Raw genomic sequence first — 15,446 nt, 5'->3', positions numbered from 1 at the left:
ATGACCGAACATACCAGTAGTTATTACGCCGCCAGTGCGAATAAATATGCGCCTTTCGACACGCTGAATGAGTCAATCACCTGTGATGTTTGCGTGGTTGGCGGCGGCTATACCGGGCTTTCCTCCGCGCTGCATCTGGCAGAAGCGGGCTTTGACGTGGTGGTTCTCGAAGCCTCACGCATCGGCTTCGGCGCCAGCGGACGCAACGGCGGGCAGCTTGTAAACTCCTACAGCCGCGACATCGACGTTATCGAAAAAAGCTATGGCATGGACACTGCCCGTATGCTCGGCAGCATGATGTTTGAAGGCGGCGAGATCATTCGCGAGCGCATCAAACGTTATCAGATTGACTGCGACTACCGCCCCGGCGGCCTGTTTGTGGCGATGAATGATAAACAGCTCGCGACTCTGGAAGAGCAGAAAGAGAACTGGGAACGCTACGGCAATAAACAGCTGGAGCTGCTGGATGCCAACGCCATTCGTCGTGAAGTCGCCAGCGATCGCTATACCGGCGCGCTGCTGGATCACAGCGGCGGGCATATTCACCCCCTGAACCTCGCTATTGGTGAAGCCGATGCCATTCGTCTCAACGGCGGGCGTGTGTATGAGCTTTCTGCGGTCACGCAGATCCAGCACACTACGCCCGCCGTGGTGCGCACTGCCAAAGGCCAGGTGACGGCGAAGTATGTGATTGTCGCCGGGAATGCTTACCTGGGTGATAAAGTGGAGCCGGAACTGGCGAAACGCAGTATGCCGTGCGGCACTCAAGTGATCACTACCGAACGGCTTTCCGATGAGTTAGCCCGTTCGCTGATCCCGAAAAACTACTGCGTTGAAGACTGTAATTATCTGCTTGATTACTACCGTCTTACCGCCGACAACCGCCTGCTGTACGGCGGCGGCGTGGTCTACGGCGCGCGCGACCCGGATGACGTTGAGCGTCTTGTGGTGCCGAAACTGCTGAAAACCTTCCCGCAGCTGAAGGGCGTCAAAATCGACTATCGTTGGACGGGCAACTTCCTGCTGACCCTGTCACGGATGCCGCAGTTTGGTCGCCTTGATACCAACATCTATTACATGCAGGGCTACAGCGGCCACGGCGTGACCTGTACCCATCTTGCAGGGCGCTTGATTGCCGAACTGCTGCGCGGTGACGCTGAGCGTTTCGACGCCTTCGCCAATCTGCCGCATTATCCGTTCCCCGGCGGGCGTACGCTTCGCGTGCCGTTTACCGCGATGGGCGCGGCTTATTACAGCCTGCGCGATCGTCTGGGCGTTTAATTTCCGATTAACCGTGAAGAGTCAAAAGGTGTGAAACATGAGCAACAATGAATTCCATCAGCGTCGTCTTTCTGCCACCCCGCGCGGGGTTGGCGTGATGTGTAACTTCTTCGCCCAGTCGGCAGAAAACGCCACGCTTAAGGATGTTGAGGGCAACGAGTACATCGATTTCGCCGCAGGCATTGCGGTGCTGAACACGGGGCATCGCCACCCTGAACTGGTCGCAGCGGTGGAGCAGCAACTGCAACAGTTTACCCACACCGCGTATCAGATTGTGCCGTATGAAAGCTACGTCACCCTGGCGGAGAAAATCAACGCCCTTGCCCCGGTGAGCGGGCAGGCTAAAACCGCGTTCTTCACCACCGGCGCGGAAGCGGTGGAAAATGCGGTGAAAATCGCCCGCGCCCATACCGGACGCCCTGGCGTGATTGCGTTTAGCGGCGGCTTCCACGGTCGCACGTATATGACCATGGCGCTGACCGGAAAAGTCGCGCCGTACAAAATCGGCTTCGGCCCGTTCCCCGGTTCGGTGTATCACGTGCCGTATCCGTCAGAACTGCATGGCATTTCGACGCAAGATTCCCTTGATGCCATCGAACGCTTGTTTAAATCGGACATTGAAGCGAAGCAGGTGGCGGCGATTATTTTCGAACCGGTGCAGGGCGAGGGCGGATTCAACGTGGCGCCAAAAGAGTTGGTTTCTGCGATTCGCTGCCTGTGCGACGAGCACGGCATTGTGATGATTGCCGATGAAGTACAAAGCGGTTTTGCGCGTACAGGTAAGCTGTTTGCGATGGATCATTACGCCGATAAGCCAGACTTAATGACGATGGCGAAAAGCCTCGCGGGCGGCATGCCGCTTTCGGGCGTGGTCGGTAACGCGAATATTATGGACGCGCCCGCGCCGGGCGGGCTTGGCGGCACCTACGCCGGGAACCCGCTGGCGGTGGCTGCCGCGCACGCGGTGCTCAACATTATCGACAAAGAATCACTTTGCGAACGCGCGAATCAACTGGGCCAGCGCCTGACAAACACGCTGATTGAGGCCAAAGAAAACGTTCCGGCGATCGCGGCAGTACGTGGTCTGGGGTCGATGATTGCAGCAGAGTTTAACGATCCGCAAACGGGCGAGCCGTCCGCGGCAATTGCACAGAAAATCCAGCAACGCGCGCTGGCGCAGGGGCTGCTACTGCTGACCTGCGGCGCGTATGGCAACGTGATTCGTTTCCTGTATCCGCTGACCATCCCGGATGCGCAATTCGATGCGGCAATGAAAATTTTGCAGGATGCGCTGAGAGATTAATACGCATAAGCAGGGTCAACACAATAAGGCCTGATGCGCTGCGCTTATCAGGCCTACAAACGACGTATTGATTATGTAGGCCGAATAAGGCGTTCACGCTGTATCCGGCAAGTTGTATTGCCCAACTCCGCTAAATCTGGTGCTTTTTCAACAACGCGCGGAACTGATGATAGGTTAACCCCAGCAATTCAGCCGCGCGTTTCTGGTTATATTTCCCCTGTTGCAAACTGAGTTGCAGCAACTCTTTTTCCTGCTGCATCTGAAACTCACGTAAATCCAGCGGCAGCGTCGGAAGCGAAGTGGTTTCTGAAACGGCAATGGCTTCTTCAGGTGGACGCCGTTTAAAGGGATCAATAATGATGTCATCAAGCGGATAATCGCTGGTGCCGTGGCGATACACCGAACGTTCCACCACGTTTTTCAATTCACGAATATTTCCCGGCCAGCGATAATTCAGCAATGTTTCTCTGGCGTGCTCGGTAAAACCCGGGAACAGAGGCAGCTTGATTTCCCGACACATCTGGATGGCAAAGTGCTCTGCCATCAACATAATGTCGCTTTCGCGCTCGCGCAGTGGTGGCAGTTGCACTACATCGAAAGCCAGCCGGTCGAGCAGATCAGCGCGAAAAGTACCTTCATTGACCATCGCCGGGAGATCGGCATTCGTCGCGCATACCAACCGCACATTCACCTGCAATGGCTGGCTGCCGCCAACGCGCTCCAGTTCACCGTACTCAATCACGCGCAATAATTTTTCCTGCACCATCATCGGTGCTGTAGCGAGTTCATCAAGAAATAGCGTACCGCCGTCGGCACGTTCAAATCGCCCCGGATGTCGTTTTTGCGCACCGGTAAACGCACCCGCTTCGTGACCAAACAGTTCGGAATCCAGCAGATTTTCATTTAACGCCGCGCAGTTAAGGGAAATAAACGGCCCTTGCCAACGGGAGGAGAGATAATGCAGACGGCTGGCGATCAGCTCTTTACCGGTGCCGCGCTCGCCGATGATGAGCACCGGTTTGTCCAGCGGTGCGAGATGCGAAACCTGTTCCAGCACTTCGAGAAAGCTGTTCGCCTCACCGAGTAAATTATCTTTGTATTCTGCCATGATGAAATTCGCCACTTGTTAGTGTAATTCGCTAATTCATCCTGGCATGTTGCTGTTGAATCTTCAATCAGATCTTTATAAATCAAAAAGATAAAAAATTGGCACGCAAATTGTATTAACAGTTCAGCAGGACAATCCTGAACGAAGAAATCAAGAGGACAACATTATGGGTATTTTTTCTCGCTTTGCCGACATCGTGAATGCCAACATCAACGCTCTGTTAGAGAAAGCGGAAGATCCGCAGAAACTGGTGCGTCTGATGATCCAGGAAATGGAAGACACGCTGGTTGAAGTGCGTTCTACTTCGGCGCGTGCGCTGGCGGAAAAGAAACAGCTGACTCGCCGTATTGAACAAGCGTCGGCGCGTGAAGTTGAGTGGCAGGAAAAAGCCGAACTGGCGCTGCTGAAAGATAGAGAAGACCTGGCGCGTGCGGCGTTAATTGAAAAACAGAAACTGACCGATCTGATTAAGAGCCTGGAACATGAAGTGACGCTGGTGGACGATACGCTGGTGCGTATGAAGAAAGAGATTGGCGAGCTGGAAAACAAATTGAGCGAAACTCGTGCTCGCCAGCAGGCATTGATGTTGCGTCATCAGGCCGCAAACTCGTCGCGCGATGTGCGTCGTCAGCTGGACAGTGGCAAACTGGATGAAGCGATGGCCCGTTTCGAATCTTTCGAGCGCCGTATCGACCAGATGGAAGCAGAAGCAGAAAGCCACAGCTTCGGTAAACAAAAATCGCTGGACGATCAGTTTGCCGAGCTGAAAGCTGATGATGCAATCAGCGAGCAACTGGCACAATTAAAAGCCAAAATGAAGCAAGACAATCAATAATAACATCCAGGCGGCGTCCGAACACGCCGCCGCTCATCCCTTAAGGAGTACTTATGAGCGCGCTATTTCTGGCTATTCCGTTAACCATCTTTGTGCTGTTTGTTTTACCGATTTGGTTATGGCTGCATTACAGCAACCGCTCCAGTCGTGGAGAGCTTTCGCAAAGCGAACAACAGCGATTAGCGCACCTGGCTGATGAAGCAAAACGGATGCGCGAGCGTATTCAGGCGCTGGAATCCATTCTTGATGCTGAACATCCGAACTGGAGGGATCGCTAATGGCGGGTATTAATCTCAATAAAAAATTATGGCGTATTCCACAACAGGGCATGGTTCGCGGGGTCTGTGCCGGGATTGCTAACTATTTTGATGTACCGGTAAAACTGGTACGTATTCTGGTGGTGCTATCGATTTTCTTCGGTCTGGCGCTGTTTACCCTGGTTGCTTACATCATTTTGTCATTTGCGCTTGATCCAATGCCTGACAACATGGCGTTTGGTAAACAACAACCTTCCAGCAGCGAATTGCTGGATGAAGTCGACCGTGAACTGGCGGCCAGTGAAACGCGTTTACGCGAGATGGAACGTTATGTCACTTCCGATACTTTCACGTTACGTAGCCGTTTCCGTCAACTGTGAGGAAAGTTATGAATACTCGCTGGCAACAGGCCGGGCAAAAGATGAAGCCTGGTTTCAAATTAGCAGGCAAGCTGGTACTTCTTACCGCACTGCGCTATGGCCCGGCGGGTGTGGCTGGTTGGGCGATAAAATCAGTTGCTCGCCGACCGCTTAAAATGTTGCTGGCTGTGGCGCTGGAACCGCTGTTAAGTCGGGCTGCCAATAAACTGGCGCAGCGTTATAAAAGGTGAGGGGAGTTCCGCAAAAATTGTTAGATCTCAGGCGTATAATGGATGGCAATTTTCATCCATAGAAGGATACTTATATGTTTAAAAAAGGCTTACTTGCTCTGACTCTGGTGTTTTCACTGCCTGTTTTCGCCGCTGAACACTGGATAGATGTTCGTGTTCCAGAGCAGTATCAGCAAGAGCACGTTCAGGGGGCCATCAATATTCCCCTGAAGGAAGTGAAAGAACGCATTGCCACCGCCGTTCCGGATAAAAATGACACCGTGAAAGTGTATTGCAACGCCGGACGCCAGTCCGGGCAGGCAAAAGAGATCCTCAATGAGATGGGATATACCCACGTTGAGAACGTCGGTGGCCTGAAAGACATCGAAATGCCGAAGGTCAAAGGTTAATAAATTATTGCCTGAGCGGTGTAAATAACGCCGCTTATTCATTTGATAAATCAAAATTAACCCACATTATTATCTCCAGTATCTAATCCTTTCTACGGCTTTCTGGCACAGGACAGCAATGAAGCGACTTAAAAATGAACTTAATGCGCTGGTGAATCGGGGTGTCGACAGACACCTGCGACTGGCCGTTACTGGACTTAGCCGCAGTGGCAAAACGGCGTTTATTACCGCGATGGTAAATCAGTTGCTCAATATTCATGCCGGAGCACGTTTGCCGCTATTAAGTGCGGTGCGTGAAGAGCGCCTGCTGGGCGTAAAACGCATTCCCCAGCGTGACTTTGGCATTCCGCGCTTCACCTATGATGAAGGGCTGGCGCAGTTATATGGCGATCCTCCCGCCTGGCCGACGCCAACGCGCGGCGTCAGTGAAATCCGCCTGGCGCTACGTTTTAAATCGAATGATTCACTGCTGCGTCACTTCAAAGACACCTCCACGCTGTATCTGGAGATTGTGGATTATCCCGGCGAATGGCTGCTCGACCTGCCGATGCTGGCGCAGGATTACTTAAGTTGGTCGCGCCAGATGACGGGCTTACTTAATGGTCAGCGCGGCGAATGGTCGGCGAAATGGCGAATGATGTGCGAAGGTCTGGATCCGTTAGCGCCTGCCGACGAAAACCGGCTGGCAGACATTGCCGCCGCGTGGACCGATTATCTCCACCACTGTAAACAGCAGGGGCTGCACTTTATTCAGCCAGGGCGCTTTGTTTTGCCTGGCGATATGGCAGGAGCGCCCGCGCTGCAATTTTTCCCGTGGCCTGATGTCGATGCCTGGGGCGAGTCCAAACTGGCGCAGGCCGATAAACACACCAACGCCGGAATGCTGCGCGAGCGGTTTAATTATTACTGTGAGAAAGTGGTGAAGGGGTTCTATAAGAATCATTTTCTGCGCTTTGACCGCCAGATTGTGCTGGTGGATTGCCTGCAACCTCTCAACAGTGGGCCACAGGCATTTAATGATATGCGTCTGGCGCTGACGCAGCTGATGCAAAGTTTCCACTACGGGCAGCGTACCCTGTTCCGGCGTTTGTTTTCGCCGGTTATCGATAAGCTATTGTTTGCTGCCACTAAAGCGGACCATGTGACCATCGATCAGCACGCCAATATGGTTTCATTACTGCAACAACTGATTCAGGATGCCTGGCAAAATGCGGCGTTCGAAGGGATCAGCATGGACTGCCTGGGGCTGGCGTCAGTTCAGGCGACCACCAGCGGCATGATTGAAGTTAACGGTGAGAAAATCCCGGCGCTGCGCGGTAATCGACTCAGCGATGGCGCACCGCTCACTGTCTATCCTGGCGAAGTTCCCGCACGTTTGCCCGGTCAGGCGTTCTGGGATAAGCAAGGCTTCCAGTTTGAAGCGTTTCGTCCGCAGGTAATGGATGTCGACAAACCGCTACCGCATATTCGTCTTGATGCTGCGCTGGAATTTTTAATAGGAGATAAATTGCGATGACCGAACCGTTAAAACCACGTATTGATTTCGACGGTCCGCTGGAGGTCGATCAGAGTCCAAAATTCAGGGCGCAGCAGACCTTTGACGAAAGTCAGGCGCAAAATTTTGCCCCGGCCACGCTCGACGAAGCGCAGGAAGAAGAGGGGCAAGTTGAAGCGGTAATGGACGCCGCGTTACGTCCGAAACGCAGTCTGTGGCGCAAAATGGTGATGGGTGGGCTGGCTCTGTTTGGCGCAAGCGTTGTCGGTCAGGGCGTGCAGTGGACAATGAACGCCTGGCAAACTCAGGACTGGGTGGCGCTGGGCGGTTGTGCCGCTGGGGCATTGATTATCGGCGCTGGCGTGGGTTCTGTGGTAACAGAATGGCGGCGCTTATGGCGCTTGCGCCAGCGTGCGCACGAACGCGACGAAGCACGCGATTTGTTGCACAGCCACGGCACGGGTAAAGGCCGCGCATTTTGCGAAAAACTGGCGCAGCAGGCGGGAATCGATCAGTCACATCCGGCGCTGCAACGCTGGTATGCCTCAATCCATGAAACGCAGAACGATCGTGAAGTGGTTAGTTTGTATGCTCACCTGGTCCAGCCGGTTTTAGATGCCCAGGCGCGGCGCGAAATCAGCCGTTCGGCGGCGGAATCGACGTTGATGATTGCGGTCAGCCCGCTGGCGCTGGTGGACATGGCGTTTATCGCCTGGCGCAATCTGCGTTTGATTAATCGCATCGCCACGCTGTATGGCATTGAACTGGGGTATTACAGCCGTCTGCGCCTGTTTAAACTGGTCTTGCTGAATATCGCTTTCGCGGGTGCCAGCGAACTGGTGCGTGAAGTGGGGATGGACTGGATGTCGCAGGATCTCGCCGCGCGCTTGTCTACTCGCGCCGCTCAGGGAATAGGTGCCGGGTTACTGACCGCACGACTGGGGATCAAAGCGATGGAACTTTGCCGCCCGCTGCCGTGGATTGACAATGACAAACCACGTTTGGGTGATTTCCGTCGTCAGCTCATCGGTCAGGTAAAAGAGACGTTACAAAAGAGCAAAACGTCCGGCGAAAAATAGTGCACATTCGGGCGCTGATCGGATAGCTTTACGCCGAAGTGCCCGTTTATCCATCGTTGTGTCAATGTTTGTTGACAGAAACCTTCCTGCTACTCGAATAGTGTCATATCATCATATTTATTGTTCTTTTTCATGTGAAGGTTCCCATGCGTCTGGAAGTCTTTTGTGAAGACCGACTCGGTCTGACCCGCGAATTGCTCGACCTACTGGTGCTAAGAGGCATCGATTTACGCGGTATTGAGATTGACCCAATCGGGCGGATTTACCTGAATTTTGCCGAACTGGATTTTGACAGTTTCAGCAGTTTGATGGCGGAAATACGCCGTATTGCGGGCGTTACCGATGTGCGCACTGTGCCGTGGATGCCTTCCGAGCGAGAACATCAGGCGTTGAGCGCATTGCTTGAAGCATTGCCTGAACCCGTGCTTTCTGTCGATATGAAAAGCAAGGTGGACATGGCAAATCCGGCGAGCTGTCAGCTATTCGGGCAAAAACTGGAGCGCTTACGCAATCATACCGCTGCGCAATTGATTAACGGATTTAATTTTTTACGTTGGCTTGAGAGCGACCCGCAGGATTCACATAACGAACATGTAGTGATTAATGGACAAAATTTCCTGATGGAAATAACGCCTGTCTATCTTCAGGATGAAAACGACCAGCATGTCCTGACTGGTGCGGTAGTGATGCTGCGCTCAACAATCCGTATGGGCCGTCAGTTGCAAAATGTGGCCGCCCAGGATGTCAGCGCTTTCAGTCAGATTGTTGCCATCAGTCCTAAAATGAAGCATGCGGTAGAGCAGGCGCAAAAGTTAGCAATGTTAAGCGCACCGCTGCTGATCACGGGTGATACCGGCACGGGTAAAGATCTCTTTGCTTACGCTTGTCATCAGGCAAGCCCGCGTGCGAGTAAACCTTATCTGGCGCTGAACTGTGCTTCTATTCCAGAAGATGCTGTTGAGAGCGAACTCTTCGGGCATGCGCCGGAGGGGAAAAAAGGATTCTTTGAACAGGCGAACGGCGGTTCGGTTTTGCTGGATGAGATTGGCGAGATGTCGCCACGAATGCAGGCAAAATTATTGCGTTTTCTCAACGATGGCACTTTCCGTCGAGTAGGGGAAGACCACGAAGTGCATGTGGATGTGCGGGTAATTTGCGCGACGCAGAAGAATCTGGTCGAGCTGGTGCAAAAAGGCGTGTTCCGCGAAGATCTCTATTATCGTCTGAACGTGTTGACGTTAAATCTGCCGCCGCTGCGGGACTGTCCGCAGGACATCATGCCGTTAACCGAGCTGTTCGTCGCACGATTTGCTGACGAGCAGGGAGTGCCGCGTCCGAAATTAGCTGCGGATCTAAATACCGTGCTTACGCGTTATGCATGGCCGGGTAACGTGCGGCAGTTGAAAAACGCCATTTACCGCGCACTGACGCAACTGGAAGGTTATGAACTGCGTCCGCAGGATATTTTGCTGCCGGATTATGACGCTGCAACTGTAGCCGTTGGTGAAGATGCAATGGAAGGTTCGCTGGACGAAATCACCAGCCGTTTTGAACGTTCGGTATTAACCCAGCTTTATCGCAATTACCCCAGTACGCGCAAACTGGCAAAACGTTTGGGCGTTTCACACACCGCGATTGCCAATAAATTGCGGGAATATGGATTGAGCCAGAAGAAGAACGAAGAATAAGTGAGATAAATGCCTGATGGCGCAATACCATCAGGCATAATAATTTACGCTTTCAGTACCGAGAGAGCTGCTTCGTAATCCGGCTCGGTGGTGATTTCATTTACCAGCTGGCTGAAAATCACATTATCATTTTCATCAATTACGACAACCGCACGTGCCGCCAGACCTTTCAGTGGACCTTCAGCGATCTCAACGCCGTAAGCTTGCAGGAATTCAGCGTTACGGAAAGTGGAGAGAGTGATAACGTTGTTCAGACCTTCCGCGCCGCAGAAACGAGACTGGGCAAACGGCAGATCGGCGGAGATGCACAGCACAACCGTGTTGTCGATTTCGGTTGCCAGTTGGTTAAACTTACGTACTGATGCGGCGCAAACACCGGTATCAATGCTCGGGAAAATGTTCAGCACTTTGCGTTTACCTGCAAACTGACCGAGGGTGACGTCAGACAGATCTTTTGCCACGAGAGTAAAAGTCTGCGCTTTGCTACCCGCTTGCGGGATGGAATTGGCGACTGTAACCGGGTTGCCCTGGAAATGAACGATTTGTGACATGATTATCTTTCCTGTTTACATATAGTTAACGTCACGCCTAGTTTATGCTAACTGTCAATAACACAGCAATCGCTATTTGCGCTTAATCCGCAGACCACCGCAGCAACAAGGAGTAAAGATGAGAACCGTTAAGGTATTTGAGGAAGCCTGGCCGTTACATACCCCGTTTGTTATTGCGCGGGGAAGCCGCAGTGAAGCGCGCGTGGTGGTGGTTGAACTGGAAGAAGATGGCGTTAAAGGTACGGGCGAATGTACGCCTTATCCGCGCTATGGCGAAAGTGATGCCTCAGTTATGGCGCAAATAATGAGCGTAGTCCCACAACTGGAAAAAGGGCTGACGCGCGCAGAGTTGCAAAAAGTTCTGCCTGCCGGTGCGGCGCGTAATGCGCTGGATTGTGCGCTGTGGGATCTGGCCGCAAGACAACAGCAGCAGACGCTGGCTGTATTTACCGGTATCTCTCTTCCTGAAACGATCACCACTGCGCAGACGGTAGTGATCGGTACGCCGGATCAGATGGCAGGCAGTGCCGCAGCACTATGGCAGGCTGGGGCTAAGCTGCTAAAAGTGAAGCTGGACAATCATCTTATCAGCGAGCGGATGGTGGCGATTCGCGCGGCAGTGCCGGATGCGACGTTAATTGTTGATGCTAATGAATCCTGGCGTGCGGAAGGACTGGCGGCTCGATGCCAGTTGCTGGCCGATTTAGGCGTCGCAATGCTGGAGCAACCTCTCCCGGCTCAGGACGATGCGGCGCTGGAGAATTTTATCCATCCATTGCCTATTTGCGCGGACGAAAGTTGTCATACCCGCAGCAACCTGAAGGCGCTGAAAGGGCGCTATGAGATGGTTAATATCAAGCTTGATAAAACCGGCGGCCTGACGGAAGCGTTGGCGCTGGCAACAGAAGCGCGTGCACAAGGTTTCAGCCTGATGTTGGGCTGCATGTTATGCACCTCACGCGCCATTAGCGCAGCATTACCGCTGGCGCCGCAGGTCAGCTTCGCCGATCTCGACGGGCCGACCTGGCTGGCGGTGGATGTGGAACCGGCTCTTCAGTTTACGACCGGCGAATTGCATCTTTAGGATGCCAGCGCAGTAAATTCGCCATCGCAAAAAGATATTTTTCGCTGGCTTCATCGGCGGAGATGGGGGGAAACTCAGCAGTGATACAGTGCAAGTTCAGGTCTGCACACCAACTGCCAAAGGATCCGGGGGTGTCGTAGCCGACGCTGGTTACCAGCGGCAATTCAAACGCCTGGGCCAGCCATTCACCTAATTCGCTGTGTCTGGGATCTTCAATACACGCCAGCGGATCGTGGAACGAGACGACCCAGGCGGGCTGAATGCGGTGAATGAGTTGGCATAACGCCTGGGTTTCAGGTTCGGAGCCGGGTTTATCTCCGGTCAGCAAGACAACGTCGCGCTCTTCGGCGGCACTGTTCCAGCGATAAACCGTTTCACCTTCCTTCCAGTTCGCCGCGGGAAAGTTTCGGTTTAAATCCACACCATTAGCATTGGCACGTAGACCCAACTGGCAACCGTCGGGATTCACACACAGCACCACATGATGACGGCGCAAAGACGGTGTTAATGTGCGTAATGCGCAGGAGAGGGCGACGACGGAAGAATTCTCATCGCCGTGGGTACCAGCAAGAATCAAACCACTTTCGCTGCTGGCGGCATGGGCGGGAAACCAGAGCAGCGGCGCACCCAATAATGAACGTCCGTAATGTTCAGTTCCTGGGGGGAAAGCGCCCCGTTCGGCGCGTGGGCGAGTCACGGTCATAATCGTCTCTGACAATAGAAGTATTACAGGCAGTGTTGTGCAAATTTTGTGGATTATCAAATCCTTTTCGACAACGATATGTTATCGATCTTTTATCACTTTTTTGCCGGAAGTTATTTGCATTTCTTCAAGGAGAAACAAATAATTACGCATCAATATTAACGTCGGTTTGAGGGTAACTTATGAAGCACTCTGTTTCAGTAACTTGTTGTGCGCTGTTAGTCAGCAGCATTTCTCTTTCGTATGCTGCTGATGTTCCGAGCGGCACAGTACTGGCAGACAAGCAGGAGCTGGTGCGTCATATTAAGGATGAGCCTGCATCATTGGATCCCGCGAAAGCGGTTGGTTTGCCGGAGATTCAGGTGATTCGCGATTTGTTTGAAGGACTCGTGAATCAGAATGAAAAAGGGGAGATTGTCCCAGGCGTCGCCACCCGGTGGAAAAGTAATGACAACCGTATCTGGACCTTTACCCTGCGCGATGATGCTAAATGGGCAGATGGCACACCGGTTACAGCGCAGGATTTTGTCTATAGCTGGCAACGTCTGGTAGACCCGAAAACGTTGTCCCCATTTGCCTGGTTTGCCGCGCTGGCGGGGGTAAACAATGCTCAGGCGATTATTGATGGTAAAGCCACGCCTGACCAACTTGGCGTCACTGCCGTTGATGCCCATACCCTGAAAATCCAGCTTGATAAGCCATTGCCGTGGTTTGTTAATTTGACGGCCAACTTTGCCTTCTTCCCGGTGCAAAAAGCCAACGTTGAAAGCGGTAAAGATTGGACGAAACCAGGGAAACTTATCGGCAACGGCGCATATGTGCTTAAAGAACGCGTGGTGAATGAAAAGCTGGTGGTTGTACCGAATACCCATTATTGGGATAACGCAAAAACGGTACTGCAAAAAGTGACTTTCCTGCCGATTAACCAGGAGTCCGCTGCCACGAAACGTTATCTTGCAGGTGATATTGATATCACTGAATCCTTCCCGAAAAATATGTATCAAAAGCTATTGAAGGATATTCCTGGACAGGTTTATACGCCGCCGCAGTTGGGGACTTATTATTATGCCTTCAATACGCAAAAAGGGCCGACGGCAGATCAACGCGTTCGTTTGGCATTAAGTATGACGATTGACCGCCGCCTGATGACGGAAAAAGTATTAGGCACAGGTGAAAAACCAGCATGGCATTTTACGCCAGATGTTACTGCCGGATTTACGCCGGAGCCTTCGCCGTTTGAACAAATGAGTCAGGAAGAACTGAATGCGCAGGCAAAAACTTTGTTGAGCGCAGCCGGTTATGGTCCGCAAAAACCGCTGAAGCTTACGCTGTTGTATAACACTTCAGAAAACCATCAGAAAATTGCGATTGCCGTAGCGTCGATGTGGAAAAAGAATCTTGGTGTGGACGTCAAATTGCAAAATCAGGAATGGAAAACTTATATCGATAGCCGTAACACCGGTAATTTTGACGTTATCCGCGCATCATGGGTAGGGGACTATAATGAACCGTCTACCTTCCTGACGCTGTTAACGTCAACGCACTCGGGAAATATTTCACGGTTTAATAATCCGGCATACGATAAAGTGCTGGCCCAGGCATCGACTGAAAATACCGTTAAAGCGCGCAATGCCGATTACAACGCGGCAGAGAAAATTCTCATAGAACAAGCGCCTATTGCACCGATTTACCAGTATACCAATGGGCGATTAATCAAACCGTGGTTGAAAGGTTATCCAATTAATAACCCGGAAGATGTGGCCTATAGCCGCACAATGTATATTGTGAAGCATTAATATGATGTCATCTGGCGCGTTTATGCGCGCCAGATTTAACAACCCCGATAAAATACCTTCTTTTTTAAAATCCCCCCTATAAAAATCACACCCAAGATAATTATTTGAATTTTTCTGCTAATGTCCAGCATAAATAATAATCAAATATTTTATTTAAAAGGTGTATTACATACTCCCAATATAAGCTGTGCTTTACTTTTCTTTACAACGCAAGACGTATTGCGTTCCTTGTAAAAATTTTCATTCACAAACAGACATACAGCTAAAATGGGGTGGTAAAATGAAAAAATCCTTAGCTATTCCTTTAGTTATCTCGTTATTACTCCTTCATTATCCTTCTTTAAGTCTGGCCGCAGAATCACTGCCCGATGCCACGTCGTTAGGGCTGGAAAACTTAACGAATGATCTCTCACGACAAGAATTGTTTGTAAAAATACTGGAGTCGGATCCTTCTCGTGATAAAGAGTTTGATTCCTTTGCGGTAAAAAAATATTTTAAATTTCCGGCTGATGTTGCTTACGATTCGGTATTGAATCAACCACGACCCAGTTCTTTATTTGGTGTGGATATCAGCCATCATAACGGTAAAAACTTCCCGATCGAACTGTTGGCAAAAAATAAGTCTGTGTTCTTGTATATGAAGTCCAGTCAAGGAACGCGTTATATTGATCCCGAATTTGCCGGTTTCTGGCAACGGGCCGGGGCTACGGAACGGGGAGTAAAATTACACCGTGGAGCATATCATTTTCTTTCCAGCGGCACTCCGGCAGACGACGCTGAAACATGGGGACGCAAGCAGGCGATGACGTTTGTTAAAATTATTAAAGCTAACGGGGGATTACGTGCAACGGATATGCCACCGGCGGTGGATGTTGAGTGGGATGTAGATTCATCAACGGGTAAGGACCGCTGGCAGAAGCGTAAACCCACTGAAATAATCACGATGATCAAGGCATTCACCGCGCAGGTAGAAGCCGATTTAGGCCGTAAACCGGTTATCTACACTGCGCGGGCGTGGTGGAAAGATGCCGTCGGCGGAGAAAAAAGTTTTGCCCAGGTTGCAGAACATAATCTGTGGCTGGCTGATTATTCTAATCAGGCACAGGCCAGCGAAACGCCGCGTTCAATTAACCAGACAAAATGGGCAATCTGGCAGTTTACCGATGCTGCGCAGCTTAATTTGGGATCAAGTCAGAAATTCGATGCCAGTATATACAAGGGCCCAACCGCTGAGTTTTATTCCACTCTGGGTGTGCAGGAGTTTTAA

General features: G+C 51.7%; 16 protein-coding genes. 13 read left to right on the top strand and 3 right to left on the bottom strand.

The features are described 5' to 3' along the window. Both puuB and puuE read left to right on the top strand, forming a co-directional pair. Window positions 1-1,281: a gamma-glutamylputrescine oxidase gene (puuB, locus tag D9597_RS12575; RefSeq protein WP_130216082.1), complete on the top strand. Its 1,281-nt coding sequence runs from the start codon at window positions 1-3 to the stop codon at window positions 1,279-1,281. A gap of 37 nt (window positions 1,282-1,318) precedes the next feature. Then, on the top strand, window positions 1,319-2,584 hold the full coding sequence (gene puuE / locus D9597_RS12570; RefSeq protein WP_130222744.1) for a 4-aminobutyrate transaminase: 1,266 nt from the start codon (window positions 1,319-1,321) through the stop codon (window positions 2,582-2,584). A 130-nt stretch (window positions 2,585-2,714) separates the two neighbouring features. Here puuE and pspF read toward each other — a convergent pair whose 3' ends face one another. Continuing rightward, window positions 2,715-3,692: a phage shock protein operon transcriptional activator gene (gene pspF / locus D9597_RS12565; protein ID WP_023154543.1), complete on the bottom strand. Its 978-nt coding sequence runs from the start codon at window positions 3,690-3,692 to the stop codon at window positions 2,715-2,717. A 166-nt stretch (window positions 3,693-3,858) separates the two neighbouring features. On the opposite strand from pspF, the gene pspA reads away from it, so the two are divergent. The 8 genes from pspA to tyrR all read left to right on the top strand — a co-directional run bounded on the left by pspA (window position 3,859) and on the right by tyrR (window position 10,045). Beyond that, on the top strand, window positions 3,859-4,527 hold the full coding sequence (pspA, locus tag D9597_RS12560) for a phage shock protein PspA (protein WP_000511019.1): 669 nt from the start codon (window positions 3,859-3,861) through the stop codon (window positions 4,525-4,527). A gap of 53 nt (window positions 4,528-4,580) precedes the next feature. Beyond that, window positions 4,581-4,805 (top strand): envelope stress response membrane protein PspB, encoded by a 225-nt coding sequence (pspB, locus tag D9597_RS12555; protein ID WP_130222742.1) that lies wholly within the window; start codon window positions 4,581-4,583, stop codon window positions 4,803-4,805. Next, window positions 4,805-5,164, top strand: a complete 360-nt coding sequence (gene pspC, locus D9597_RS12550; RefSeq protein ID WP_130222740.1) for an envelope stress response membrane protein PspC — start codon at window positions 4,805-4,807, stop codon at window positions 5,162-5,164. The genes pspB and pspC overlap by 1 nt, the downstream gene beginning before the upstream one ends. 8 nt (window positions 5,165-5,172) lie before the next feature. Further along, on the top strand, window positions 5,173-5,394 hold the full coding sequence (gene pspD, locus D9597_RS12545) for a phage shock protein PspD (RefSeq protein WP_096839698.1): 222 nt from the start codon (window positions 5,173-5,175) through the stop codon (window positions 5,392-5,394). Between the two features lie 74 nt (window positions 5,395-5,468). Beyond that, on the top strand, window positions 5,469-5,783 hold the full coding sequence (pspE, locus tag D9597_RS12540) for a thiosulfate sulfurtransferase PspE (RefSeq protein ID WP_064527288.1): 315 nt from the start codon (window positions 5,469-5,471) through the stop codon (window positions 5,781-5,783). A 118-nt stretch (window positions 5,784-5,901) separates the two neighbouring features. Continuing rightward, complete coding sequence (locus D9597_RS12535) at window positions 5,902-7,299, top strand: YcjX family protein (protein WP_130222738.1); 1,398 nt, start codon at window positions 5,902-5,904, stop codon at window positions 7,297-7,299. Then, window positions 7,296-8,357 (top strand): YcjF family protein, encoded by a 1,062-nt coding sequence (locus tag D9597_RS12530; RefSeq protein ID WP_130222736.1) that lies wholly within the window; start codon window positions 7,296-7,298, stop codon window positions 8,355-8,357. Before D9597_RS12535 ends, D9597_RS12530 begins: the two co-directional genes overlap by 4 nt. Before the next feature lie 146 nt (window positions 8,358-8,503). Then, complete coding sequence (gene tyrR, locus D9597_RS12525) at window positions 8,504-10,045, top strand: transcriptional regulator TyrR (protein ID WP_130216092.1); 1,542 nt, start codon at window positions 8,504-8,506, stop codon at window positions 10,043-10,045. A 44-nt stretch (window positions 10,046-10,089) separates the two neighbouring features. Here the strand turns inward: tyrR and tpx are convergent, their stop codons facing one another. Beyond that, on the bottom strand, window positions 10,090-10,596 hold the full coding sequence (gene tpx / locus D9597_RS12520; protein WP_130216094.1) for a thiol peroxidase: 507 nt from the start codon (window positions 10,594-10,596) through the stop codon (window positions 10,090-10,092). Between the two features lie 118 nt (window positions 10,597-10,714). On the opposite strand from tpx, the gene ycjG reads away from it, so the two are divergent. Further along, window positions 10,715-11,680 carry an L-Ala-D/L-Glu epimerase gene (gene ycjG, locus D9597_RS12515; protein WP_130216096.1) on the top strand — a complete coding sequence of 322 codons (966 nt, stop codon included), beginning with the start codon at window positions 10,715-10,717 and terminating at the stop codon, window positions 11,678-11,680. Here ycjG and mpaA read toward each other — a convergent pair. After that, complete coding sequence (mpaA, locus tag D9597_RS12510; RefSeq protein WP_064527321.1) at window positions 11,655-12,383, bottom strand: murein tripeptide amidase MpaA; 729 nt, start codon at window positions 12,381-12,383, stop codon at window positions 11,655-11,657. The two genes, ycjG and mpaA, sit on opposite strands and share 26 nt — an antisense overlap. 182 nt (window positions 12,384-12,565) lie before the next feature. Between mpaA and mppA the strand changes: the two genes are divergently transcribed. Beyond that, window positions 12,566-14,179 carry a murein tripeptide ABC transporter substrate-binding protein MppA gene (mppA, locus tag D9597_RS12505; protein ID WP_130222734.1) on the top strand — a complete coding sequence of 538 codons (1,614 nt, stop codon included), beginning with the start codon at window positions 12,566-12,568 and terminating at the stop codon, window positions 14,177-14,179. Between the two features lie 187 nt (window positions 14,180-14,366). Then, on the top strand, window positions 14,367-15,446 hold the full coding sequence (locus D9597_RS12500) for a GH25 family lysozyme (protein WP_240780430.1): 1,080 nt from the start codon (window positions 14,367-14,369) through the stop codon (window positions 15,444-15,446).

It is taken from the genome of Escherichia sp. E13S3 (assembly GCF_004212325.1).
Lineage (GTDB): Bacteria > Pseudomonadota > Gammaproteobacteria > Enterobacterales > Enterobacteriaceae > Escherichia.
This window is presented reverse-complemented; position numbering and strand designations above follow the sequence as displayed.

Bases quoted from the DNA above. Each gene is read 5' to 3' on its own strand.
- puuB (WP_130216082.1), top strand. From the start codon at position 1: ATGACCGAACATACCAGTAGTTATTACGCCGCCAGTGCGAATAAATAT.
- puuE (WP_130222744.1), top strand. From the start codon at position 1,319: ATGAGCAACAATGAATTCCATCAGCGTCGTCTTTCTGCCACCCCGCGC.
- pspF (WP_023154543.1), bottom strand. From the start codon at position 3,692: ATGGCAGAATACAAAGATAATTTACTCGGTGAGGCGAACAGCTTTCTC.
- pspA (WP_000511019.1), top strand. From the start codon at position 3,859: ATGGGTATTTTTTCTCGCTTTGCCGACATCGTGAATGCCAACATCAAC.
- pspB (WP_130222742.1), top strand. From the start codon at position 4,581: ATGAGCGCGCTATTTCTGGCTATTCCGTTAACCATCTTTGTGCTGTTT.
- pspC (WP_130222740.1), top strand. From the start codon at position 4,805: ATGGCGGGTATTAATCTCAATAAAAAATTATGGCGTATTCCACAACAG.
- pspD (WP_096839698.1), top strand. From the start codon at position 5,173: ATGAATACTCGCTGGCAACAGGCCGGGCAAAAGATGAAGCCTGGTTTC.
- pspE (WP_064527288.1), top strand. From the start codon at position 5,469: ATGTTTAAAAAAGGCTTACTTGCTCTGACTCTGGTGTTTTCACTGCCT.
- D9597_RS12535 (WP_130222738.1), top strand. From the start codon at position 5,902: ATGAAGCGACTTAAAAATGAACTTAATGCGCTGGTGAATCGGGGTGTC.
- D9597_RS12530 (WP_130222736.1), top strand. From the start codon at position 7,296: ATGACCGAACCGTTAAAACCACGTATTGATTTCGACGGTCCGCTGGAG.
- tyrR (WP_130216092.1), top strand. From the start codon at position 8,504: ATGCGTCTGGAAGTCTTTTGTGAAGACCGACTCGGTCTGACCCGCGAA.
- tpx (WP_130216094.1), bottom strand. From the start codon at position 10,596: ATGTCACAAATCGTTCATTTCCAGGGCAACCCGGTTACAGTCGCCAAT.
- ycjG (WP_130216096.1), top strand. From the start codon at position 10,715: ATGAGAACCGTTAAGGTATTTGAGGAAGCCTGGCCGTTACATACCCCG.
- mpaA (WP_064527321.1), bottom strand. From the start codon at position 12,383: ATGACCGTGACTCGCCCACGCGCCGAACGGGGCGCTTTCCCCCCAGGA.
- mppA (WP_130222734.1), top strand. From the start codon at position 12,566: ATGAAGCACTCTGTTTCAGTAACTTGTTGTGCGCTGTTAGTCAGCAGC.